Genomic DNA, 23611 nt, shown 5'->3' with positions numbered 1-23611 from the left:
TTTTCTCTGCCTCTTTTTTTATAGTTTGCAAATAGCTTTTAACACTTGCAGCAACAAAATTGAAGAGTCGGACTCCATCAGGTTTAGCAAAGGCATTAGCTGATAGGTTGGGTTATTGCCCCCCTGAATATTGACGAACTGATAGTGCATTCCGTTTGTTGTCAAGCCCCAGATTGTGTCCTGATATTTTAAATTTTGATAAGCATAGGTTAGCAATTGGGATAAACCCATCAATGCGTTGATTCCAGAATTTTTACTTTCAATCACCAAAACCCAAAAATATGTATCGCTTCTGATGGGTTTTATCCTGTTGACAGCTAAGATATCAAACCGTCCTTTAATGATTGTATCTTCGTCTTCAATGCTAATTTCGGTGATGTCTTGTTCTAAACTAATTTTAATCGGGCGGCGGTAGAAGCCAGCCAATCGCATGAGGGGAAAGGTAGTCAGAGCTTTTACCAGTCCTTCAGAAACTCGATCAGTTGAAATGTAGTCATCGAAGTCCTCCCTAATTTGTATAAGTTCCTGCTGTTCGTGTTCTGTGATATCTTCAAGGGATAACAGAGAGGTAAACGAGTTAGTGTACTGCTTTTGAAAGCCGAACAGACGGTGTACTTCTGCTAATGTTAGGTTTTTGGCATTAATAGTTGTCGTCATATTTTAAGAGTTATTTAATTTTTAGTTATAATTATAACATAGACATTGGGGTAGTCAATTTGCACCATTCTTAGGAACAGGCTTTTCGGCCCGTTCCACAATATATCAAGTGGTAGGGTGCGTCGCCATCGAAGATATTTAAATCCGAGCAAAAATATCATAGCGACGCACCCTACCTTATTGAAGACGATCGCAATCTATCCTTTCCATCACAATCCCATCAACTACTTCATAACCCCAATTAAGATGTCGATTTCCCAACTGCTGTGCCATGTCATATTCGCCTAAATTGCAGAGTTCAACTAACTTTTGATATCCTTCATCTCTTTCTCGCTGCAACCTTTCCCGCCGCAGTTTTTCTCTCTCTTCCTCAGACGGATTTGGTCGCTCTTCTCCCAGCGGATTAATATCGCTAACTCGTTTCATATCAGCCTCATTAAAAAGGGATTGATTCGACTATTTCACCGTCAACTATTTCGTAGCCCCATTCTGGGTTGGCAGCGATTTGTTTTTCGACTATACTTCGACCCAGAGGAGTTTGGTAAGCTTTTTGCAAAGAGGAAATACTGGGGGTTTCGGCGACTGTTGGCAGCTCTTTTTGTTCGAGTTTTGGCGGTTCAGCAATTGTTTCAGATGTGGATTGATTGAGGGCTAATTGCGGCGCGATCGCCCCTAACTTCCGCATTACACTATCCTTGGTGATTTGCGGTTTTTCGTTGAAGGAAGACGGCAGATATGGTGTGTCAACGCCCTGCTGTTTTGCTCTGAGTGCATCATCGGCAAGCCGATCGCACTTTCGCAAAAATCCCTCCCACAAATCTTTGCCCAAAACCGGGTTTCTCAAGTCAGCACGGGCTTTAGAGACTGCTGCTTCTAGCGGTTCGCCTTTGTGCACGTAATACTGAATTCGCTCCTCTTCAAAAGCAGGATAAGGCACTTCCGGTTCGATTTCCCAATCTCGCTTAACTTTCTGACTTTCTCCTAAAGGAATTCCGGCGATAAATTCATCCCAAAAAGTCGAGGTTAAGCCTTTTGTCATGCTGTCAATAATTTTAAATGCCCATCCAGAAGGATTTCCAAATCCTAAGTTGCGCTCTTGAGCATAGGCTTCTAAGGCTCGTTGAAAATTGTGGAGTTCTTCTTGGGAATTCCAGGGGCCACTAAATCGGTAATTAGGGGTGACAGCCACAGCTATTTGTTGGCGGGGTTGCCCGAAATATTTGTCGCTTTTAACTACATGATTTGGGGGTGATGTTTCGCGAAAAATTTCTACAGGGTGATTGTTATTTTCGCAACTTATAGGTGTTATAATATCTGGCGGATTCGGTGACCAAAAGTTATTTAGTTTTTCCTCGAAAGCGTCAATGTCCGCCCAGAGTTCTAGGGTGTCCGTGTTGGGATTTGTTAATTTTTCTTTCAGGAGCGATCGCACTTTTAGCAGGCGTCTCGCGAGTTCTTGTTCTTCGCGATTTAAACCAGTAGCTTTTTCAATTTCGCTGCTGTTAGTTTTCACCCATTCGCCGGAGTTGGACTGTTGTGATTGCCATTGCAATAATTGGCAAAGAAAAATACTCGCCGCGACTCCGCCGGTAATTGGGGCAAGTTTGGGATAGTAGATGGCGGGGTTTCCTAGATTTCCTAAAAATATTCCTATTTTCATTTTGTATATTCTTAATTCCCTTGAATCTTAGGGTTATTATTGGCGCAGCTTAGCTTGCATTCTAGGGGGCGCATCGGGACAACTTACCTCGACTAAACTAGCATGGAGAAACTTAAGATTTTCTTTAAGCTTCTGTCTATTCCTGACTGAATGGAGTTTCTAGAGTAAAAAGGGGGATCGCTTATTCGATCGCCTGATTGACAGGAGTGAGTTAAACGTAATAATAAATTATTTACTGTAAAGCTCCTGCCAAAATGAATCCAGAACGTCAAGAGGCTTATTTGAACTTAATCGAGCGAGTGCTTACCTGTCCCAACGGCCAAGAACCAGAGGTCTTAAGTTCCTGTTCCGATTTAATTGATGCGGGATTTGTGCAAATGCTAATCCAGATATCGGCTTCAATGGCGCGCGAAGGTGACGAAGATACTGCTAATTTTTTAGTGCAACTTGCTCGTTTGCTGGGGAAATCTTTGGGTTTGTCGCCGGATTTAAGGCCGGCTGGCTACAGTAGTGCAAAGGGGTAGAGAAGAGTTGCCATAGCCTCGTTGTATCATGTTTTGAGAAATGAGGGCGATTCCCTACCCTTCGGGATAGCTGTGTTTCACCTAATTTTTAAATGCAGCGATGGCTTTACAGTTTATATTCGAGAGGTTCACAAAACTCATTCACCCCAGTTTTAAATACATAAATAATCACCGAAGTCACCAAAATATTAGGGCAAATTTTTGCTGCCACTAAATCTCTAAATGCAGCATTCAATTGTCCGTTTTTCAACTCTTCTTTAACCTCTGATTTGCAGATAGCAACCCGGCATCTTTTGGCCAATCCGTCTAACCAATTTTCCGAGATATTCGGTTCTTGCCCGGCTTGAATTGCTAGAGATATCGCTGCATCTTCGATGTTACCTTCGCAATCTTCGATTGCATCTAGGGCTTTTAGGGCTTCGGGATATTCCGCTAATTGCGAGCGAAATTGGGCAATTTGTTGTGAGGTAATAATCACCATATTATTTTCCTGTGTTCTCTGTTGGCGGGATAAGTTTAGCAATTAAAGTTGCTATTATAGCATTTTTTGATGGAGGTGGGAATTGGGCGATCGAACTTAATTACATTTTCAACTAATATTTTGTACTTCGCAATAGTCGGGCTGGGGCTTAAGCCCTCGTATTAAAGCTTAAGTCCGGGCTATGAGGAGTGATGTTAAAATTGACCAAATGCGGCGCTAAAATAGGTTGGCAGGACTCATATTTATAAAGAGTTAGGAAAAATGACCATCATTACTTTAAACTTAGATACTGTCGCACTAACCGATGAACAGTTTTACCGTTTATGCCAGATGAATCGAGATTGGCAATTTGAACGGACACCTAAAGGAGAAATCATTATTATGTCACCCGCAGGCGGAGTTAGCGGCAATCGAAAAGCCTATTTAATTACAGATTTGGGCTTGTGGAACCGTAAAACCCAGCTAGGGAGAGTGTTTAGTTCTTCTACACTTTTTCGCTTGCCTAATAATGGCTATCGAGCTCCAGACGTGGCTTGGGTTAGCTTAGAAAGATGGTCTGCTTTAACACCAGAACAACAAGAGAAATTTCCGCCAATCTGTCCTGATTTTGCCATTGAATTGCGATCGCGCCCAGACCCGCTGCGACCGCTTCAGGAGAAAATGCAGGAGTATCTAAACAGCGGTTTACGCTTGGGTTGGTTAATTAATCCTCTAGACGAAAAAGTAGAAATTTATCGCCCTTCTCGCGAAGTAGAGATTGTACAATTTCCTGTAAGTTTATCCGGAGAAGATGTGTTGCCCGGATTTGTGCTTAATTTGCCCATGATTTGATATTGTATCAAATTTTTCCTGTTTCCAACTGTATTTTCTTCGGACAAATATCATCATCGTACCAACCAGTCAAAGCCACCGCCAAAGCATCCGCTGCATCGTCCGGTTTCGGAATATAAGCCAACTCTAACTCCCGCGCCACGGCCTCTTGCACTTCAGATTTATCCGCATTACCGCGGCCGGTCAAAGCTTGCTTAATTTGAGCCGGCGTAAACTCGAATAACGGCACTCCACGCTGCGCCAATACTAGGGTCAAAACGCCCCGCGCTTGCGCTACAAGTATGGTATTTCCCATCTTGTAAAAGAACAGTTTTTCGGCAATTGCTAGATCAGGTTTAATCTGTTCAATTACCTCGTGCAAATCGTCGTAAATTGTTTTCAAGCGCTGTCCCATTTCCTGTTTGGGTGTTGTTTGTATGACGCCACAATCAATCATGGAAACGCTGTTTTTATCTTGTTTATCGGGGACAATTTGACAGGAAATTGCCCCGTAGCCGAGATTTGCTAAGCCCGGATCTAATCCTAAAATTCTTTTTTCCATTGCCCGAATTAGTAATTGGAAATGGGGAATTAGGTATGAAAATTTGGGAAGGTTTCATCACCACCAATTACCCATTACCAACTACCAATTACCAATTACCCCTCAGTTGATTCCAGACCGAATACCCGATCGAACACTTTAGTCACTTTATACCCCGAATCTATTGATTCTAACGGGTCTTTCCGCAACCGGTGCCGCAAACACAGAGTCATCACCCGGCGAATATCGTCCACAGTCACCTCTGTGCGACATTCTAAGGCCGTGAAAGCTTTCGCAGCCCGATTCGTCACCAAATCGCCCCGCAGCCCGTCTACGTCCAATTCCGCGCAAACTTGGGAGATTTTTACCCGCAACTCTCGATCGATAGTTACCGATTTCAACCTTTCCTGGGCTTCCACCAACTTCTGCTGCATATCATCTTGTTCGCGCTGATATTTCGCGAGAAACTCCGCCGGATTTTGGTCAAAACTCGATCGCTGTTCGACAATTTCCACTCTTAAATTCGGGTCTTTCACAGTCCGAATTTCTGCGTGCATCCCGAATCTGTCGAGCAACTGCGGCCGCAATTCTCCTTCTTCTGGATTCCCGGAACCGATTAAAATAAACTTAGCCGGGTGGCGGATCGAAATGCCTTCTCTTTCAACAGTATTCCAACCGCTGGCGGCCGAGTCGAGCAAAACATCGACTAAATGATCGTCGAGCAAATTGACTTCATCAACGTACAGAATGCCGCGGTTAGCTTTAGCTAAAAGGCCGGGTTCAAAAGCTTTAACACCTTCTGACAAAGCTTTCTCGATGTCGATCGTACCGCAAACTCGGTCTTCGGTAGCGCCCAAAGGTAAATCTACCATTTGGACTTTTTTGCGGGCGATTTTAATGTCAGTTTGAGATAAAGTGCGATCGCGCACCTCATCACTCATCAAATCTGGATCGCTGGGATGACTGTTAAAAGGATCGTCAGCCACCACCTCAATTTCCGGCAGCAAATCAGTGAGGGCGCGGATTGTGGTAGATTTACCAGTACCTCGATCGCCCATAATCATCACCCCGCCAATTTTGGGATCGATGACATTCAACAGCAGCGCCAGTTTCATCTCCTCCTGGCCAACAATTGCAGTGAAGGGAAAAACAGCGCGGCGGGCTGCGGTAGCGGTAACGGTTGGTAGAGCGCCCGCATTTAGGGTATTGCTGACTTCGGCAGTAGGACTCACAGGATAACTCAAAATATAATAATTGCTTGTTTATTGTAGGGGATAAGGGATTGTCTGGAGCGATTCCCTACCGCAACGGGCCCGCACGCGCGTTCGGGATAGCTTCGCTTCAGGCAGTTGTAGGATGTCCACAGAGCACGGATCCCCTTCAACAGGATAACGAGTACGAGTGTTTATTTAAAAAAAGTTTTAATCAACTTCGTACATCCGGCACTGTCCAGCAATTTTTATGGACGATCGCACGGCCCAGAACGATCGGCGCGATGGGACAATATTGATGAGATCCCGTCAAATTATCCCAACCATGAATAATTGGCCGAAATTCCTCCCCGATCCTACATCGTGCGCCAGAGGGTTTGCCTTAAGCATTAGCTTTTGGCTGATTGTTTCTTTACTGTGGCCCAATGCTTACTACTATTCCTACAGATTTAGCAGGACGTACTGGTACACCATCAGGAACTCTGACTGGGAATCCCCGATTGTACTTGCTTGGTTGTGCCAAATCTGGTTATTTGCTTTCTATCACTGGGGGTTAACCAAGTTTGCAGAGTGGGTGGAAATTCGCCGACACAATCAGCAACCGCCGACTTTATCGGCTTGGCAGCACTGGAGGGAAGGCGTTATAGCATTTCTCACACTGCCAGCAGCAATCGTGATGGGAATTCCGCCGACCGCCCTTTTTATGCTGCCGCTCAGAAGCTTTTCGGGCGCGCTCGTTGCTTTAATTCTAGGAACTGCGATCGCATCTGCTTACCTGTATCACTTCCGCTTTGCAAAGCTGCTTAAAAATCTTCTTAAATTCTTATGGATTTTCTATGCAGAGCTTCTAAAGATACTTGAACTTTTGTTAGTTCCAGTATTAACTGGTACTCCGTTTTTTCTGTTAACTGTTGCGACGGCTGAAATCGTGCCAATACAGCTACTGCCGCTGACAACCTTTCTGTTAGTTATTAGCGTACTGCTAAGCGGAATAGTGGGATATGCAGCTTTGCAGTATTGGTCAGCGCATCTAGTTAATTGGGCCGCGACGTGGTGGCCCGCTGACTCTCCTGGTTACGGCCGGATTCAAGCTCGCAAAGCCTGGAAACACAACAAAACAGCAACCCGCCAATCTTTTGTTCGGCACACAACCAGTTGGCACTTAGCGGCTAACGACACTACCAACCTAATTTACCTAAACCTCATAGCGATCGTACTCGGTGCGATCGGTTTTCTGCTGTTTGGAAAGTCTTCAGAATGGTCAGAAACACAAGAAGAGATTTTAGGATCTGCCGTGGGGCTAGTGTGGGTGGCGGTGTGGCATTTCTGGGGGTGGCCGCGCGAAGTAGAAATTGCTAGAGGTAAGCCGGAGGCTAAGAAAAATCAGAGTTCAGCTAAGAAAAAGCGATCGCCCAATTCTAATTCAGCCTCTCCTAATCCGGTAGAACAAGAACTAAATCAGCTCAAAGCGACAACTGGAATGAATCGGATGAAGCCTGTGAGACGATCGACCCAGCCCACTCCTGAAGTTCCTCAATGGTACGTGTTTCGCAGCGGTGAAGCCAAAGGGCCCTATACCAGATTGCAATTATGGGAGGTTCAGGAAATCACAGCCCGAACGAAAGTGCGGCGCGGGGAAGCTGAGTGGCAGCGCGCCGGTGAAATTCCAGAATTAGCGTCGTACCTCACTCAAAAATAAGGGGCGAGCCCGAAAAGATTATTCTCGGCGGAGTTGAACGCTTCTCAACAGCTTTAAATATTCAGGTCAAACAGATTCATCAATCTCGTTAGCTAAACTTTCAGGCAAATCGAGTTTGATAATTGACTGCATTGCCCGCATTTTTCCTAAAAAAAAACCCTCAACTTTGTGAGGGCTTTGCGATGCCAGGAACGAGACTTGAACTCGTGACACGTGGATTTTCAGTCCACTGCTCTACCAACTGAGCTATCCCGGCTTGTTTTTTCGCGCTTTACTATCTTAGCAGACACATACAGAATTTAGCAAGCACTTTTCTCAATTAATTTTCGATCGCCCGGAACCGCCCGCCTGTAAGCTAAAAGCTGCAACCTAAAATCCAAAAATCGCAATGGCACAGCAACATCGGGACAGCGGAAGTAAGAGTCTGCTTGTCTTGGGCATAATTTGGCTGCTGGGGGCAATTAGCGATCGCCTCTGGTTTGCCCTTGATCGATCTGTCCCGGCGTGGGATCAAGCAGACTACCTGACTAGCACCCTGAAATACTTGCAGGCGTTGCAGCATCCTCAGTGGTTTTCCGGGGAGTGGTGGACAAACTTCTGGCTGCTTTCGACGAAAATTCCACCCTTGGCATACATCTTAACGGTTCCGTTTCTTCAGGTTTTCGGTACTGGGGGCGATCGGGCAACCCTCGTTCATTTATTATTTAGTGCAATTCTCCTCGCCTCAGTCTACAGTCTGGGCGTGCAACTGTTTAACAGGCAAGTCGGTTTGTGGGCCGCTGCAATTTGCGTTTTGTTACCGGGACTTTATCGGTTCCGCTTGCAATTTTTGCTCGACTATCCCCTCACTGCTGCGATTACTTTTGCTTTCTATTGTTTGACCATGTGGAAGGCTTCTGAAGGAAGTTCGGCAACGGATTTTATAACGGATGTAACGGATAGAACTCAGTTGGAAGAACGAACAAAGAAAAAGTATAAATTCTCCCCCTACCCCACTCTCCCCCTCTCCCCGTCGTCTTGGTTTTGGGCGATCGCCTTTGGAATTTCTCTCGGTTTATCAATATTAGTTAAACATACTACCGTATTATTTCTATTTACCCCGATTTTCTGGTTGGCTGTGGGTGCTGTGCGACAAAAAGCTTGGGGAAGATTAGCTCAATTAGCAGGTAGTTTGTTGCTGTCGGTGGCGGTGTTTGGGCCGTGGGCAAAAACTAATTGGCTGTTAATTTTGACCGGGGGAAAACGGGCAACAGTGGATTCTGCGATCGCCGAAGGAGATCCGGCCCTCAATACGATCGACGCTTGGATTTACTACGGTAAACACTTACCAGAACACATTTCTTGGCCTCTGTTACTTATTCCCTTAGTAGGATTGATACTTTATTGGCGTCGTCGGCAAGAGAGTTCGTCCATCTTTTATCTCAACTCCTGTCGCTGGCTGGCTGTTTTCTGGGTAGGAGCTTATTTAATTAATTCTCTAAATATTAACAAAGACGACCGATATGGTATACCTTATTTGCCAGTTTTATCTATTTTCTTAGCCTACTGTTTAACGCTGTGGCCTTCTCGGTGGGGACGAGAAATTCGCTGGGGTACAATTGGCTTGGCTATTCTGGCGATGCTGTTCCATATCTTGCCGCTGGGAGGTGCTTTTGGACATAACTTAGTCCAAATTATCAGTCCCGGTAATTCTAACTATCCTTACTTGGGGAAAGAGTGGCCGCACCGAGAGGTAATCGCAGAAATTATTTATAGGGAACCTTATTTACAATCTACTTTAGGCGTGTTGCCTTCGACGCCGGAAATTAACCAGCATAATTTGAATTTTTATGGTGCTTTGGCGAATTTTCAGGTTTACGGGCGGCAGGTGGGAACGAATTTAAAACAAGTGCCGCAAGATGTGCGATCGCTCTCTTGGTTCGTAACTAAAAGTGGCCCGCAAGGTTCGATCCGCGAAAAAATTAAACAAGCTCAAAATGCAGCCGTAACCGCGATTGAAAAAGGCGATAAATTTCAGTTAGAAAAAACTTGGGTTTTGCCAGATTATACTAATTTAAATCTTTATCGCAAGCGAGTGCAGCCTGTCGAAATACAGCCATTGAATGAAGCGCGATCGCAAGTACAATTAGATCGAGTTACTGTCGCTGCAAAAGCAGTTCCCGGAGTCGCGCTACCAGTTACTTATGCTTGGTCTGGGCCTTGGCAGCAGTTGCAGTCTGGTTTAGTGTTGGTAACGTGGGAAAATCAGCAGTCTGGCGATATTCCACCGGGACAGACTTTCAGGATTTTACACGATCGCGCGATCGGCCAGGCGACTTTGCATCCGGGGATGCTGGAAGCGGATAAATTTGCTGTGGGGTTTCGAGTTGTCGATCGCACGGCGATGCTTCCTCCTGCTAATATTGCACCGGGAATTTACAATCTGCAAGCTACTTATCTAAATCGGAAAACCGGTGAAACTTATCCGATTAATGTGCCGACAGTTAGTGTTAAGATCGAGGCAGAGCCTCTGGATATGCGTTCCCAGGTAGAGCCGGGAAACGAGAATAATACAGATAAGCCTGAGTTAGATTTGGTCACTCAATTGCGGGCGATGGCGGTTAATTTACCCAAAGGATTGCCCGGTTTAGAACCCGTGTTCGAGCAGATTGGGCGGATCAATCAGTACGATCCAATTCAAGATTATACCGTGCAAGCAGAACAAGCATTAGAATATCGGTTGAAACAGGAACCAAATAATCTAGAATTGGCTTATGCTTTGGCATTTTCGCGAGTATTGCAGCAGAATGTCAAAAGTTCGATCGCTGCCTTAGAAAAAGTCACCCAACTAGACTCAAAAAACCCTTACGCTTACGCCTATCTCGCTTTCGTACACCTGTACGGCTGGCATCCCAAAGCCGCTCAAACAGCCTTAAAACCTGCTCTCGCTCTCAACTCCAACCTACCGGAAATTAGAGTTTTAAACGGTGTAGCGGCTCTGATGCAAGGTAATCTCATTCAAGCATGGCAAGATTTGCAATACTTAAAAAAACTAAAAATTTAACAATCCCTTTTATTGTGGCACGGGCGTCCCGCCTGTGCTTCTAAATCTGTAACGCCTGTGCTTCTAAATCTGTAAAAAACAGAAAATCAATGAACCAACTCAGAATAGTTTCTCTAATTCCCAGTGCCACCGAAATTGTAGCACTTTTAGGATTAACCGATGCAATTGTGGGCCGTTCCCACGAATGCGATTATCCCCCTGAAATCCAAAATTTACCTGTTTGCACTCAGCCTAAATTCAATCCCGAAGGAACTAGCCGCGAAATTCACAACCGCGTGACAGAATTGTTGCAAAATGCCCTCAGCGTGTATAAAGTAGAAATAGATACTTTGGAAAAATTGCAGCCGACTCACATTATTACTCAAGCTCAATGTGAAGTCTGCGCTTGTTCTCTAACAGAAGTTGAACAAGCGGTAAGCACGCTGGTAAATAGCAAGCCGGAAATTATTTCTTTGCAGCCGAATCTCCTAGCAGAAATCTGGACGGATATTCAGCGAGTTGCTGATGCTTTGGGCGTAGATGGCAAAAGTGCGATCGACCTTTTGCAATCCCGCATTGATGCTATTACCTCCCAAACACAAGCATCCTCTATTATTACCACAAAACAGAGACTTCCCAAAGTAGCCTGCATCGAATGGATTGAACCTTTGATGGCTGCGGGTAACTGGATTCCCGAATTAGTGGCAATGGCGGGAGGCAATTCGTTATTTGGAATTGTCGGGGAACATTCCCCTTGGTTAAAATGGGAATCGCTAGTAGGAGCTAACCCCGATGTAATTATTTTCATGCCTTGTGGTTTTGATTTAAACCGCACTCGCAGCGAAGCAATGCAGATAACTAAAAACCCAGAATGGCCTAATTTGGAAGCAGTAAAAATGGGGAACGTTTACATAACTGACGGCAATTCTTACTTTAATCGGCCGGGGCCGAGATTGGTTGATTCGTTAGAAATTTTAGCAGAAATTCTCCATCCCGAAATTTTCGATTTTGGCCACCGGGGTAAGGGTTGGCAGCCATTTTTGTAAGTACCTGCAGCTAGCTAAAGCTTTATTTATATTAATTCTGAATTGCCTGCCCTACAAATAAGGACACAACAATGTTGTGTCCTTACTTCGTCTTCATGTAACCGAATCTGACATCAATTGATGCAAAAAACGCTAGTCCTACTTGGCATCAGGGGGCATCAACACCTTGTCAATTACGTGAATAACGCCGTTGCTAGCTTTGATATCAGCTTTCACAACATTAGCACCGCTGACAGTAACTTTGCCTGCGTTAACTCCCACCTTCAGCGAACTGCCTTCGACACTTTTAACATCGCCGGATTTCAGGCTAGTAGATACAACCGAACCAGGAACAACGTGGTAAGTTAAAATCTTAGTAAGTAGGGCTTTGTTTTCCGGTTTGAGCAAATTCTCCACAGTTCCTTCTGGCAAAGCAGCAAAGGCCGCATCAGTCGGAGCAAAAACAGTGAAAGGGCCTTTTCCTTGTAAAGTTGTCACCAAACCTGCAGCTCCCAAAGCCTTCGTCAACGTCTCGAATTGAGCGTCGCCAGATGCAATAGCAACAATATCCTTAGCAGCGGAAGTTGGTGCGGGTGAAGCGGAAGTTGGTGCCGGTGAAGCAGCGGTTTTCACTTTTCCTGCAACTTGTGAAGTTTGAGTTGCATTAGCAACATTGGTGTTGGAGGTGATGTGAGCCCAAGCCGGGAAACCGATTAACGCGCTAGCGCCGATTATTCCTGCGAAACCTGTGAGTTGTTTGATCCAACTAGGTAAATTTTGATTTTTCATTGCGCTTGCATTTCCTTATGAGATAAAACAGTGAACATGAATTGTTATGTTAGCCAAATCTCGACAAAAGGCAAGGTTGCCAGAGGCTAAGGTAAAGAAAAAATTCTCTTGCATCCCCGATCGACCAAAACTCCCTTACTATAACGCAAGCTGAAAAATCGGGCATCAACCGCTAAATCTGTAACTCAAAACCTCAATCACTGAACCAGTTTGGGGTAAGTCAGCAGATTTGATCGAAATCGTGTCATTATTCAATCGGCGCACCGGCGTACCATCCATCAGCGCCAAGAATTCATCTAGCGGCACCAAATCGCACGCAGCAGCATCGGCGGCTTGGGTTTTGAAATGCGTCGGAATCACCATCTTTGGTTTGAGAAGTTGCAAAGTTTGCTTCGCTTCCGCCGGAGTGTAAGCTTTCGGCCCGCCGCCCACGGGAATCAGCACTACATCGGGCCGCCCGATCAAGATTTGTTCTTCAATGCCGATCGGGCCAGCAACTCCGCCCAAGTGTAAAATCTTAACGCCCGCTTGCTGCCACAGCCAAGCCACATTGACCCCAAATCGCCTTCCTCCCTCACGGTCTTTTTCCGTCCGAATCCCTTGAATCCGCAGCCCGTTAGACCTGTAAGCCCCTGGTTCGTACAAAAGGCCGGGATTGCCCGCAAATCCTTCGATCGCCCCTTCATCGAGCAATCGGCTGCTAATCAGAATCAAATCTGTTGGCACTTTAGGAGAGCGATAGCCTGCGGTACAGCCCAGGGGGCGAAAAGGATTCACCAGCACCCTCGCACCGCCTCCGGCGAACAAGAAGCAAGTGTGGCCCAACCACTGAATCGACAAAGAATCAGCAGTTTGAGCTTGATAGCTTTCCCATCCAGATGGCAAACCAGTGAAGAAAGCTGCTAGCAAACCCGTCTGTGCGTAACGTATTAATTGTCGCCGTTTCATCTTGTGGTTGGGGTTGTCGGGTGTTGGTCGTCTGTTGTTATACCACAAAACACCGCCAGTCGATTTTAGATTTTAGATTTTAGATTTTTGATTTACTCCACAGATGAATCTGGGATATGGAACTTTCGTCTAAAATTTGGGGTTCACCACAACGATTTTCGGGGGCTTGTACCCTTTTGTGGGCGCCTGAGATGCGAAAATGTGCACCATAGTTTTACCGTAAAGTTCGCATTGCGCGCCCTACAAAGTTAGATAATTTCAACCGTCAGGTTCGCATTACGCACCCGAAAGATTCAGACAAAAACTCAAAATTCAAAACCCAACTAAAGCCGTTCCAAGAAATTTCGTAATAATTGCTTTCCCGAAGTCGTCAAAATACTTTCCGGGTGAAACTGTACACCTTCAATGTGCGGATATTCCCGATGCCGCACGCCCATAATAGTTCCGTCTTCAACCCAAGCCGTAATTTCCAAAACTTCTGGACAACTCTGCTTTTCAATTACCAAACTGTGATAGCGAGTTGCAACCATCGGCGATTCCACGCCCTGAAAAACTCCGACTCCTGCGTGTTCTACCTGAGAAGTTTTGCCGTGCATCAACACGGGTGCAGAAACAATTTTCCCGCCAAATACTTGACCGATACTTTGATGTCCCAGGCACACGCCTAAAATTGGTAAAGTCGGGCCCAATTCTTTGATTAATTCCAGAGAAATTCCCGCATCTTCCGGCCGCCCTGGGCCAGGAGAAATCACCACTGCTGCCGGCTGCAATTGGCGAATTTCTGCTAAGGAAATTTGGTCGTTCCGGTAGACTTGCACTTCGCTGGCTACGGGCAATTCAGCACCTAGTTCTCCTAGATACTGTACCAAATTGTATGTAAAACTGTCGTAGTTATCGATGACTATAATCACGGGTTAAGTTAGATTTTAGGTTTTAGATTTTAGATTTTAGATTGACTCGCTCCCTGAAAGCAAGGGTTTCAAGATTTTAGATAGATGCCGAAGATAAAAATAGCTGCAATATAGACGAATAAAACTAAAAATCTCAAATTGGTCATCTAAAACCTAAAATTTTCTGCCTCCAATAAGTTACTGACGGCCGATCGCAATTTGAACGACTGCCCACAAAGGAGGAAGCAGAAGTGCAGTACCGACGATGATCGCAGCCATTGCCGATACCAGAACTGCTCCGGCAGCGCAGTCTTTGGCAATTCTGGCTAGTTCGTGGTAAGATTGCCCGACTGTCAAGTCTACCACCGATTCGATCGCCGTATTCAACAGTTCCATTGCTAAAACTATGCCAATGGTGACGCCGATCACAGATATTTCTACAGGTTTGAGTTGCAAAAATAGTCCGAGTCCGATCGCCAAAGTGCCTATAACTGTGTGAATCCGAAAATTGCGCTGAGTTTCAAAAGCATAACTCAGACCCCCCCAAGCGTATCTAAAACTCGTAGCTAAGCTAGATGCGATTTTCCAGGACAGCTCTCGGTTGTATTTCAAGGCTTTTTTCGGCTCCTGGACTGTCTGGCTAGAAGAGTCTTGAGGCATGGGCAGAAACTGTGCGATTTGTGATGAAATTGAGGGTCTATCTAGTGTCATAAAGAACCAACTTTAATTTACAGAGATGAATGAAAGCTAAACTTTTCCAATTAACTTCATCAAGTCTAGGTAACTTTTCTAAGTTTTTACTAAAGTTTTGGTTTAATTTCAGAAAGTTATGTTGGGCTTGAGATGATTTTTTAAATCAACATCAACTTCAGTTATGCTGTTTGGATCGCAAGACCGATCGCCCGCAGCAATGTTTCTTGTCGATCGAGCATTTGAGTCAGACTTTCTTCATCCGGGTGATCCCAGCCCAAAAGATGCAGAAAACCGTGGGCTGCCAGCCAAGCTAGTTCGGTCTTCAGGGGATGTCCTTGCTGCTGGGCTTGTCGGTTAGCTGTATCGATCGAGATGACGATATCACCCAAGTATAGGGGTTCAGATGACTGCATTTCCTCTAGCTGAGGACAGTCTACCTCTAAAGATGCGAAAGCTAGTACATCAGTCGGTCGATCGAGCTGGCGGTACTGGAGGTTGAGGGCTTGCATCTCCGTATCGGCGGTTAAACGCAGACTGACTTCGTAGCCCGGAGCGACTGGCACATAATCTTCCTGGTTTTCCAGCCAAACGCTAAACCAATTTTCCCAGGTTTCGGCTGAAATCTCCCCGCTGGCTGTACTCTCAGGGAGGTTGGAAGCGTCGGCTGACTGCTGGGCGAGCCCGTAACAGTCCTCGACGTTCACCTCAATTAACATTTTTTTGCTCTCCTGTCAAGGGATATATTCAATTTTTTACAAATTCCAATTGCGCGATCGAACGGCAGGGGATTTTGCTGTTGCTGGAAAGATACAGTAATCTGTTAGAGATTGCAACAGGCAGGCAGAACAATCAGCTTAATTCCCGATTAAGAAAGATCAAAAACATCAGCAGAAATTAGAGGCTGATTGTTGGAATCCCGGATTAAGAATTGAAATAGCGATCGAGAAAAGCCAAACCGACGAGTACGCCTAAAAGTCCGGCGGCTGTCAAGGCAAAATGAAACAAAGAAGTCGCCCGCTTGCGAACCATGTTCCGCATCGCCAGCTTGACATAACTCGGTGGAGGTGCAGTGTTTGTCGGCGCTGTCTGGGTTTCGGCGGACTCTTCGGAGGCGGGAATTGCTGAAGGATGTTGACTCATAACGGTTAGTTTAGAAGGTTAATAGAGGGGCTGCTGAGGACAGACTTGCCACGATGGTAACAAAGATGTAACGTTTTGTGTAGGACTTTTTAGCTTTTCGAGCCTCGCAACCCTATATTTCTGTAGGGGCCACTTCTCCGACATCACAAACCCCCAAAAATTATCATAAACCCGCCCCACACCAGGGAAGAATCTACTGTCCTTATCCCTTTAACCCTCTTTCCCCCAACAAAGCATCTGCCCAAGCAGCATCTGATTCCGAAAGCGCAGGTACGGGTGCGGCGGTGTAATCTATTCTAAAGTCATAGGCGGCGCGATCGTAAACCCCATTTAATAACGCTTGTAAATCTACCATTGGTTCCGCATCACCCGCACGCAAAGGCAAGGGAAACTGAGGAATCATATCCGGTAAATTGAAAAGGTACAAATCCGCCAAAGGCCTTTGATTTCCCCGACTCGCTAAAATTCGATAACTTGCCTCAATATCGTTCTCAAAAACTAACATGGGTTGGTAACTTCGCAGCAAGTCAATTTCAATCATATGAGTGCGACTACCAAACACCTTTTCTCGCTTTGCTTCATCATATATTTCTCGCCCTTTTCTAGGGCGATTATTGGCGGGTGACAACACTTCAATCACTGTCACAACTTCCCTAGTTGCTGTATCTCGTACCTCTAAATATGCTTCCCTAAATTCCACAGGTACTGGCAGTCTTACTTTCAAAGCTTTCACAGGCGGTGCGGCCACTGCAACATTAGAAGAAGTTGGGTTTGTTTGACTTGGAGAGTGCTGCACAGTGACATCAGGAATCCCCACTAAAAGGGAATTTTCTCCGCTAAGCTCATAAACTATTTTTTCAATATCGACGATATATTTTGGCAGCAACTGCGGCACTAATGATTCAAAAATGCTACTAATTAGCAAATGATGTACTTGAGGCCATAATTCAGGATGTTCTACATAAGGATTCATCCCCGGAAACGGATTACTCATTAATTTAACTCCTGTTAATTTACCTAATTATATGATTTTAGCCGATCAATGAGAAAAACGCAGACAATATTAAACTATCATCTGCGTTAATCCCCGTGCATCTGCGTTTAAAAAATCCCCCTAAAAATCCCCGTAACTACTAATCGCCGCCTGCAACCTCCCAATCACTTCCTCAACCGAAATAGCCCCCAATTCCCCAGAAGCCCGAGTCCGAATATTCAAACTATTCGCCTCAACTTCCTTCGCACCCACAACACCCATCACCGGAATTTTATCCTTCTCAGCATTGCGAATTAACTTGCCCAAACGCTCGCTATCCTCATCAACTTCAGCGCGAATATTTAGCGCCTTCATCTTCGCAGCCACTTCCTTCGCAAACGGCAAAAACTCCGCGCTGACAGGCAACAACCGCACCTGAATCGGCGCTAACCACAGCGGAAAATCCCCCGCATACTGCTCGATCAAAATCCCGATCAAACGTTCCAAAGAACCGAAAGGAGCGCGGTGAATCATCACCGGACGCTTGCGAGTGCCGTCTTCAGCGACATATTCCAAATCAAAACGTTCTGGCAAGTTGTAATCTACCTGAACAGTTCCTAATTGCCATTCTCTATCCAAGACATCTTGGAAAATGAAATCGAGTTTCGGCCCGTAAAAAGCCGCCTCTCCAATTCCCTCAAAATAATTCATTCCCAAAGTTTCCACTGCGCGGCGGATTGCACCTTGAGCCTTTTCCCAAGCTTCATCGGAACCGATGTATTTCTCTAAATTGTTTGGATCGCGAAAACTCAAACGCGCCTTAAAGTTTTTCAGTTGCAGACTCTTGAATACTGACAGAATCAAATCCACCACATTCAAGAATTCTGCATCCAACTGTTCCGGTGTGACAAATAAGTGGGAATCATCCACCGTAAAGCCGCGCACCCGCGTTAAACCGCCCAATTCTCCCGATTGTTCGTAGCGGTAAACCGTGCCGAATTCCGCTAAGCGCATCGGCAGTTCTCGATAGGATCGCAATTCGCTTTTGTAAATTTGGATGTGGAAAGGGCAGTTCATCGGTTTCATCACAAAACCCTGTTCGTTTGCTGCCGCTTCCTCATCCTCCGCCATCAGCGGAAACATATCTTCTTTGTATTTCTGCCAGTGTCCAGAAATTTTGAACAAATCTACTCTGGCGATGTGTGGAGTCACAACTTGCAAATAGCCGCGTTTGATTTGTTCTTGTTTCAAGTAATCTTCTAAAATACTTCTCAAAACAGTGCCTTTTGGCGTCCACAAAGGCAAACCCGGCCCCACCGGATCGGCAAAGATAAATAAGCCTAATTCTTTACCTAATTTACGGTGATCGCGCCTTAATGCTTCTTCTTTGCGGTGTTTGTATGCTGCTAATTGTTCGGGAGATTCCCAAGCAGTGCCGTAAATGCGCTGTAATTGAGCTTTGGTTTCGTCGCCGCGCCAGTACGCGCCTGCGAGGCTTTCTAGCTCGATCGCCTTTGGATTCAACTCACTGGTATTATCCAAGTGAGGCCCCGCGCACAAATCCCACCATTCCTCGCCCAAATGGTAAAGAGTAATTGGTTCGATCAAACCTGCCAAAATTTCTAATTTGTAAGGTTCGTTAATCTCCTTAATTCTGCGTTCCGCTTCCTCGCGGCTGACTTCTTCGCGAATTACAGGCAATTTACGGTTGATGATTTTGATCATCTCTTTTTTAATGGCTTTTAAATCCTGTTCCGTAAAAGGTTCGGGAGTGTCAAAGTCATAATAGAAACCGTTTTCAATCCAAGGGCCAATGGTCACTTGCGCCTTGGGAAATAACTTCTGCACCGCCATCGCCATAACGTGGGAGGTGGTGTGGCGAATTTTTTTTAGTGCCTCCGACTCACTCGTGCGGGGCAACTCAATCTTAACGGACTCTTCTGGAGCGGACATGGATTCTGAGCTAGACATCGGCTGAATTAGCAATTAATTTAGTTGCAGTTGCTTCTATCTTACTCAGATTGGGACAGCAAGCGCCGACTTCCGACTGGGGGACACTCCGGGAAATTAGGTCATTCTGGGCATTGGGCATTGGGCATTGGGCATTGGGCATAGTTTTTTTCTTCCTTCTTTCTTCTTCCTTTCATCTGTTACATCGGAAGAAAGCGAATCCCTTGCCGAACTTCCTTCTGCTATGAGCTATTGCTAGCGAGTCTGAGCCGATATTGCACAATTTGGGGATTTCGACTCAAAAATCGCTGCTGGCACAGTTAAATTTATTCACACCCACCGGCTAATTGTTATTAAATTATTGAATTTTTGTTAAAAATATGTTACAATTTGTAAAGACCGTCTAAGACTATAATAGATAAATAACCCAATTTTGATCCATGCTTAATTCCAACTTGCCCGAGCCAGAATTGCTCAAAGCGTTACTGGAACCGCTGTTAGAGGATTTCAATTACTGGTTCGACCGATCGGCAAAGCTCTTAGAAACTGAGGAAATTCCCTTTCTCAGCGAGGAAGATCAATCTGACTTGCTGGCGCGAGTCAAACAGGCTCAGCAAGAAGTAGGCGCAGCTAAAGCTCTATTTCAAGCAACCGGGGGTCAAGTTGGGATTGAAACAGCAGCACTGATGCCGTGGCACAGACAGCTCGCCGAATGCTGGCAAGTATCGGCACGCTTTCGCTCATGGCAGTCAGCTCCCCCTGGAAAATAAGGAAGCGAGTTCAAGTTAAATTTGCAGTCAAATCCCCAACCTTGGGAAATGTGGCGGCCCACTTGACAACCTCAAACAGATTTCCAGTTAATAAGTTATTACTTGCTGAAACACTTTTGTAAATTGCTGTGTGGCTGTTTAGCCCGGAGGAGAAGATAATGTTGCACTTGCTTTATATTTTAGCTTTTACCGTTCTTGCCTTTCTGGCGGTCGGTAACTTAATCCGCAGTCTAGTCACCGTTGGTATGGAGTCCCAGCGCCCTCAACAGTTCAGGGCAAATAATCCCTACGCATCCTATCCTCGCTCTCAATCTGTACCGCATCCAGAACTTTTAGACGAACACGGAAATGTTGTCAATGAGCCGCTGTTAGTGATGCGTTCGCTGACTGTCCAAGACGCCCGCGAACAATTAGATGCTCTCTACAAATCATCTCCGGGTGGCAGCGACGAAGGGGGCGAACTAGCCTAATACAACCACAGCCGCAGCATTTATACTTAGGCACTATGCCTCAAAAAAAATATAGGACTTACAAGCTAGGTGTCCGAAACCCTTTTTCTTCATAGATTTTGGTGAAAATCGTTTCCGCGCTTCATCGGAATAATAATTTTCCGAGCATCCTTGGCATCATTCCGAATCTAACCAGATTGGATATAAGTCCTCAAAATAATTGGCTGTTAGTTTTGAGCTAATGGCCAATTACTTGTGATTTTTGAAAGTTTAATTGCCGATTAGCCAGATTGATCGCCAAAAACCGATTCGCCAAAAACCGATAAAGATAGCATTGATATCAAATAGCTCAAGAATAGTATAATGCAAGAGATCCGGAAGCGGTGCCTAACAAGTCTGAATGGTGAGAGTGCTAACGCCCGAATCGAACCCTGAATAGATGAGTTGGCGTCAAAACCTAGAGGTAAAAACAGGTGACTTTGGGATGAACTCAACGTCTTGGAGGCATACCTCTGCTTAGATTCGTCTAAATGATATGGCTAGCATGATAGGACTTAAACAGTCGTGTTATGAAGCATAAATGTATCAGATACTGAAAAGGGATCGCTCTAAACCTCCTATCGATCCTGTTTTGTCATCGGCAAAAATGCACGTTTAAGGCTAGATGATCGTCCCTATTTCGCTACTGGCAGAACTTCTGCAAGCTTTGCCCCAACTGCGGGCACAAATTTATTTCAAATCTTCCATGACAGCCTTGTCGCACGCGATGGAAGACTTAGTTTTGGCGGGTTCAGACGACGAACCGCTAGTGATTGCCAGCTTTCAGCGAGAGCGCTTCTACCGCCAGGAAGCTCACCGCTACCGGCGAATTGCCTCACGCTCGTCTCAGGTATACGTGCTGGCTGCACCGGAAACTGACTTTAAAAATTCCTCGGAATGTCACGAAACTGTGGCGTTTGCACCGGAGGACGGATTGAGTAAAGAGTGGCACTTAGTGGTGCTGGGGCAGCACTACTCAACTTGCCTGATTTGTCAAGAAAAAATTGTGCCGATCGACAACCAGGACGATCGCGGGCCACTGTTGATGGATCAAGCTCGCAGATTTGAAGGAATTTGGACGTTCGATCGCGAGGTCAGCTCCAAAGCTGCCGCATTGTTGCTCGATAGAATTGTCAATTATCGCCCGGAATTGGCCGAAAAGATCGATCGAGCGCGAACTACTTACAAGCTCAAAACACCGAAAAAAACGAGGAAATCCGCCACTTCCAAAGCCGCCAAACCCGACATAAGTACGGGAAAAAGCTCAAAAATTCCCAATCCAAAATTGAGCGACGCTTTTACCGAGCGCTTAGTAACCTACTTGCAAGCAGGCCAGCACAAACTGCTCAAAGCATACGCCGCCATCGCCGCCCAGGAACGCAAAGAACGCCTGGTAAACTTAATTACAACGGCAATGCGGCAGTCTCTCAACCCACAAGAAATCGTCGAAGTTGCAGTTCAAGAACTGGGGACTGCCCTGTCAGCAAGCCGATGTTTGATTTATCGGTGCAAGACCGCAGATGTGGCGGTCAAAATCGATCGCGAGTTTTTGGGGCCGGGCGCTAGTTCCATGCTGGATCAGACTTGGCTGTTGCAGGAAAATCAAATATGGAGCGACGCGGTGGCGCGGCAAGAGCGAGTTTACATCCAAGACACAGCACAACACCCCCTGATTGTCAATACACAATTCCTGGAAAAAACTGTAAAAAACTGGCAAATTGTCTCTTGGCTCATGGTGCCAGTGCTTTATCAGGGGCGGGTTTTGGGCATGGTGGAAATGCACCAGTGTCGATCGACTTTGGCTTGGGAAGAAGACGAAATTGCTTTAGTAGAGGCAATCGCCACCCAACTCGGAGCGGCCTTAATTCAAGCAGAAACCTACGCTCATTTAGAAGAACTAAACCAACAATTAGAAGCATTAGACCGCACTCGCAGCAATCTAATTGCCATCACCGGCCACGAACTCCGGACTCCACTTTCTACGATTCAAGTGTGTCTAGAAAGTTTGAACTCGGAACCAGATATGCCCGCAGAATTGCGGAAAATTATGTTAGAAACTGCCCTGGGTGATGCCGATAGAATGCGAAAACTCGTGCAGGATTTCTTAACTCTTTCTCACTTAGAAAGCGGGCGAGTTCAATGGAATGTAGAATCGCTGACGCTGCAAGAATGCGTTGATTTGGCCCTTAGCAGCGTGCGATCACGCCACGGAGTCGATCGACGGTTACCGGAAATTATCGCCGAAGTGTCCGCAGAATTGCCTTTAGTGCAAGCTGACGGAGAGTGGTTGGTGGAGGTGCTCTCCAAACTGCTAGACAACGCTTGCAAATTCACCACACCTCAAGGAAGCGTCACCATAAGAGCGAAATGCAACGGTTCTCGGATGGTGGAAGTGCTCGTAGCCGATACGGGGAGGGGAATCGAGGCGAACAGTTTAAAAGTAGTGTTCGATCGATTTTATCAAGAAGAAGGAGCTTTGCGCCGCAGCGCAGGCGGTACCGGTTTGGGATTGGCCATTTGCAAACAGATTGTTGCTGGCTGGGGCGGTAAAATTTGGGTAGATTCCGCAGGAAAAGACCGAGGAAGTGAATTTCACTTTACTATTCCCACTGTTTAGGCTTAATTAATACAGCGTATTCAAGGTTTATGAAGTACACCGCGCAAAACCTGGTTTCTTTACAGTTCTCGCATCATTACTGATTCTGTTGCTCGAAACCCTGTTTATCCGTACTAAATTTACATGGAATATACTGTAAAAAATCGGGTTTCTGGGCGTCTGATCGCGCAAATATCGATCGAGTTATATCAAATCCGGCTGCGCTGGAATGATATCAAATCCGCGCTTCCGGAGTCGGGCGTAAAGTCGAATCAAGATGCCAACAAATAATTCGCGCAATTTTCATTTTTTTGACTCACAGTGAACAGTCAACAGTGAACAGTCAACAATGACGGACGGTGCCACCGGAATCGATATTAATCGATCGACCGAGATACGATAGCACAGAAAAGTTTTCCCAGCAGAACCAGCCTCCGCTGCTACACCCTCTCTCATATCAATTGCGGTAGCATCGGAATAGTAAAATCCAGTCAACAGTCAACCACGGATGGTGCAACCGGAATTGATCTAATTCATCTGCGTTAATCTGTGTTTATCTGCCTGTATCTGCGGTGAAAAAAAGAGAATGTATTAACCGCCCCGGACAAGGAATTGACGCGGATTCACGCAGAGATAGAGAAGAGAGATAGGAATACTTTCGATGCTAACAAATTTGATAGGAGGCGCTATTTAAGCCGGACTTGATATCAAATACTAATCTACAGTCGTCTTGAGACGACTTGA

Annotated in this window: 24 protein-coding genes and 1 tRNA gene; 8 read left to right on the top strand and 17 right to left on the bottom strand. The window is 45.7% G+C overall.

Annotation, left to right across the window (positions count from 1 at the left end):
• Positions 1–18: 18 nt before the first annotated feature.
• The 3 genes from QUA24_RS07025 to QUA24_RS07015 all read right to left on the bottom strand — a co-directional run bounded on the left by QUA24_RS07025 (position 19) and on the right by QUA24_RS07015 (position 2317).
• A complete protein-coding gene (locus tag QUA24_RS07025; RefSeq protein WP_333228359.1) occupies positions 19–657 on the bottom strand; it encodes a restriction endonuclease subunit R in 639 nt (212 codons plus the stop codon).
• Between the two features lie 177 nt (positions 658–834).
• Complete coding sequence (locus tag QUA24_RS07020; protein ID WP_333228357.1) at positions 835–1083, bottom strand: hypothetical protein; 249 nt, start codon at positions 1081–1083, stop codon at positions 835–837.
• A gap of 10 nt (positions 1084–1093) precedes the next feature.
• On the bottom strand, positions 1094–2317 hold the full coding sequence (locus QUA24_RS07015; protein ID WP_333228355.1) for a hypothetical protein: 1224 nt from the start codon (positions 2315–2317) through the stop codon (positions 1094–1096).
• Positions 2318–2571: 254 nt separating this feature from the next.
• Between QUA24_RS07015 and QUA24_RS07010 the strand changes: the two genes are divergently transcribed.
• On the top strand, positions 2572–2841 hold the full coding sequence (locus QUA24_RS07010; RefSeq protein ID WP_190660572.1) for a hypothetical protein: 270 nt from the start codon (positions 2572–2574) through the stop codon (positions 2839–2841).
• Between the two features lie 106 nt (positions 2842–2947).
• Here the strand turns inward: QUA24_RS07010 and QUA24_RS07005 are convergent, their stop codons facing one another.
• A complete protein-coding gene (locus tag QUA24_RS07005) occupies positions 2948–3322 on the bottom strand; it encodes a hypothetical protein (RefSeq protein ID WP_333228354.1) in 375 nt (124 codons plus the stop codon).
• Between the two features lie 261 nt (positions 3323–3583).
• On the opposite strand from QUA24_RS07005, the gene QUA24_RS07000 reads away from it, so the two are divergent.
• Positions 3584–4153, top strand: a complete 570-nt coding sequence (locus QUA24_RS07000) for a Uma2 family endonuclease (protein WP_333228352.1) — start codon at positions 3584–3586, stop codon at positions 4151–4153.
• A gap of 7 nt (positions 4154–4160) precedes the next feature.
• Here the strand turns inward: QUA24_RS07000 and ruvC are convergent, their stop codons facing one another.
• Together ruvC and bchI are read right to left on the bottom strand one after the other, a co-directional pair.
• Positions 4161–4694, bottom strand: a complete 534-nt coding sequence (gene ruvC / locus QUA24_RS06995; protein ID WP_333228350.1) for a crossover junction endodeoxyribonuclease RuvC — start codon at positions 4692–4694, stop codon at positions 4161–4163.
• A 95-nt stretch (positions 4695–4789) separates the two neighbouring features.
• On the bottom strand, positions 4790–5905 hold the full coding sequence (gene bchI, locus QUA24_RS06990; RefSeq protein ID WP_333228348.1) for a magnesium chelatase ATPase subunit I: 1116 nt from the start codon (positions 5903–5905) through the stop codon (positions 4790–4792).
• A 229-nt stretch (positions 5906–6134) separates the two neighbouring features.
• Between bchI and QUA24_RS06985 the strand changes: the two genes are divergently transcribed.
• Positions 6135–7583, top strand: a complete 1449-nt coding sequence (locus QUA24_RS06985; RefSeq protein ID WP_333228346.1) for a DUF4339 domain-containing protein — start codon at positions 6135–6137, stop codon at positions 7581–7583.
• A gap of 66 nt (positions 7584–7649) precedes the next feature.
• Here QUA24_RS06985 and QUA24_RS06980 read toward each other — a convergent pair whose 3' ends face one another.
• Complete coding sequence (locus QUA24_RS06980) at positions 7650–7796, bottom strand: hypothetical protein (RefSeq protein ID WP_333228344.1); 147 nt, start codon at positions 7794–7796, stop codon at positions 7650–7652.
• A tRNA-Phe gene (locus tag QUA24_RS06975) sits at positions 7767–7839 on the bottom strand. Before QUA24_RS06975 ends, QUA24_RS06980 begins: the two co-directional genes overlap by 30 nt.
• Before the next feature lie 132 nt (positions 7840–7971).
• On the opposite strand from QUA24_RS06975, the gene QUA24_RS06970 reads away from it, so the two are divergent.
• Both QUA24_RS06970 and QUA24_RS06965 read left to right on the top strand, forming a co-directional pair.
• On the top strand, positions 7972–10626 hold the full coding sequence (locus QUA24_RS06970) for a glycosyltransferase family 39 protein (RefSeq protein WP_333228342.1): 2655 nt from the start codon (positions 7972–7974) through the stop codon (positions 10624–10626).
• A gap of 89 nt (positions 10627–10715) precedes the next feature.
• A complete protein-coding gene (locus QUA24_RS06965) occupies positions 10716–11651 on the top strand; it encodes a cobalamin-binding protein (protein ID WP_333228340.1) in 936 nt (311 codons plus the stop codon).
• A gap of 138 nt (positions 11652–11789) precedes the next feature.
• On the opposite strand, the gene QUA24_RS06960 is transcribed toward QUA24_RS06965, so the two are convergent.
• The 9 genes from QUA24_RS06960 to QUA24_RS06920 form a co-directional block, all read right to left on the bottom strand.
• A complete protein-coding gene (locus QUA24_RS06960) occupies positions 11790–12419 on the bottom strand; it encodes a fasciclin domain-containing protein (RefSeq protein ID WP_333214694.1) in 630 nt (209 codons plus the stop codon).
• 165 nt (positions 12420–12584) lie between these two features.
• Complete coding sequence (locus tag QUA24_RS06955; protein WP_333228338.1) at positions 12585–13367, bottom strand: MBL fold metallo-hydrolase; 783 nt, start codon at positions 13365–13367, stop codon at positions 12585–12587.
• 323 nt (positions 13368–13690) lie between these two features.
• On the bottom strand, positions 13691–14278 hold the full coding sequence (locus QUA24_RS06950) for an aminodeoxychorismate/anthranilate synthase component II (protein ID WP_333228336.1): 588 nt from the start codon (positions 14276–14278) through the stop codon (positions 13691–13693).
• A 177-nt stretch (positions 14279–14455) separates the two neighbouring features.
• Positions 14456–14968, bottom strand: a complete 513-nt coding sequence (locus tag QUA24_RS06945; protein ID WP_333085282.1) for a diacylglycerol kinase family protein — start codon at positions 14966–14968, stop codon at positions 14456–14458.
• Positions 14969–15129: 161 nt separating this feature from the next.
• The gene (gene ybeY / locus QUA24_RS06940; RefSeq protein WP_333228334.1) at positions 15130–15666 is read right to left on the bottom strand and encodes an rRNA maturation RNase YbeY; all 537 of its coding nucleotides are present in this window, start codon (positions 15664–15666) and stop codon (positions 15130–15132) included.
• Positions 15667–15871: 205 nt separating this feature from the next.
• The gene (locus QUA24_RS06935; protein ID WP_333228332.1) at positions 15872–16090 is read right to left on the bottom strand and encodes a DUF3285 domain-containing protein; all 219 of its coding nucleotides are present in this window, start codon (positions 16088–16090) and stop codon (positions 15872–15874) included.
• 202 nt (positions 16091–16292) lie between these two features.
• On the bottom strand, positions 16293–17084 hold the full coding sequence (locus QUA24_RS06930; RefSeq protein ID WP_333228330.1) for a DUF4058 family protein: 792 nt from the start codon (positions 17082–17084) through the stop codon (positions 16293–16295).
• A 120-nt stretch (positions 17085–17204) separates the two neighbouring features.
• Positions 17205–19034 (bottom strand): threonine--tRNA ligase, encoded by a 1830-nt coding sequence (thrS, locus tag QUA24_RS06925; protein WP_333228328.1) that lies wholly within the window; start codon positions 19032–19034, stop codon positions 17205–17207.
• On the bottom strand, positions 19027–19176 hold the full coding sequence (locus QUA24_RS06920; protein ID WP_333228326.1) for a hypothetical protein: 150 nt from the start codon (positions 19174–19176) through the stop codon (positions 19027–19029). The genes thrS and QUA24_RS06920 overlap by 8 nt, the downstream gene beginning before the upstream one ends.
• A 277-nt stretch (positions 19177–19453) precedes the next feature.
• Here QUA24_RS06920 and QUA24_RS06915 point away from each other — a divergent pair, with 277 nt between their 5' ends.
• From QUA24_RS06915 to QUA24_RS06905, 3 genes are all read left to right on the top strand, one after another.
• On the top strand, positions 19454–19783 hold the full coding sequence (locus tag QUA24_RS06915) for a DUF2605 domain-containing protein (protein WP_333214680.1): 330 nt from the start codon (positions 19454–19456) through the stop codon (positions 19781–19783).
• Positions 19784–19941: 158 nt separating this feature from the next.
• The gene (locus tag QUA24_RS06910) at positions 19942–20253 is read left to right on the top strand and encodes a DUF2973 domain-containing protein (RefSeq protein WP_333106625.1); all 312 of its coding nucleotides are present in this window, start codon (positions 19942–19944) and stop codon (positions 20251–20253) included.
• A gap of 643 nt (positions 20254–20896) precedes the next feature.
• Positions 20897–22888, top strand: coding sequence for a DICT sensory domain-containing protein (locus tag QUA24_RS06905; protein ID WP_333228324.1), 1992 nt, complete (start codon positions 20897–20899; stop codon positions 22886–22888).
• Positions 22889–23611: the final 723 nt, after the last annotated feature.

This window comes from Microcoleus sp. Pol12B5 (assembly GCF_036701335.1).
In the GTDB taxonomy this organism is placed as follows: domain Bacteria; phylum Cyanobacteriota; class Cyanobacteriia; order Cyanobacteriales; family Microcoleaceae; genus Microcoleus.
The sequence above is the reverse complement of the archived record's forward strand: the minus strand, read 5'-3'. Positions and strand labels throughout refer to the sequence as shown.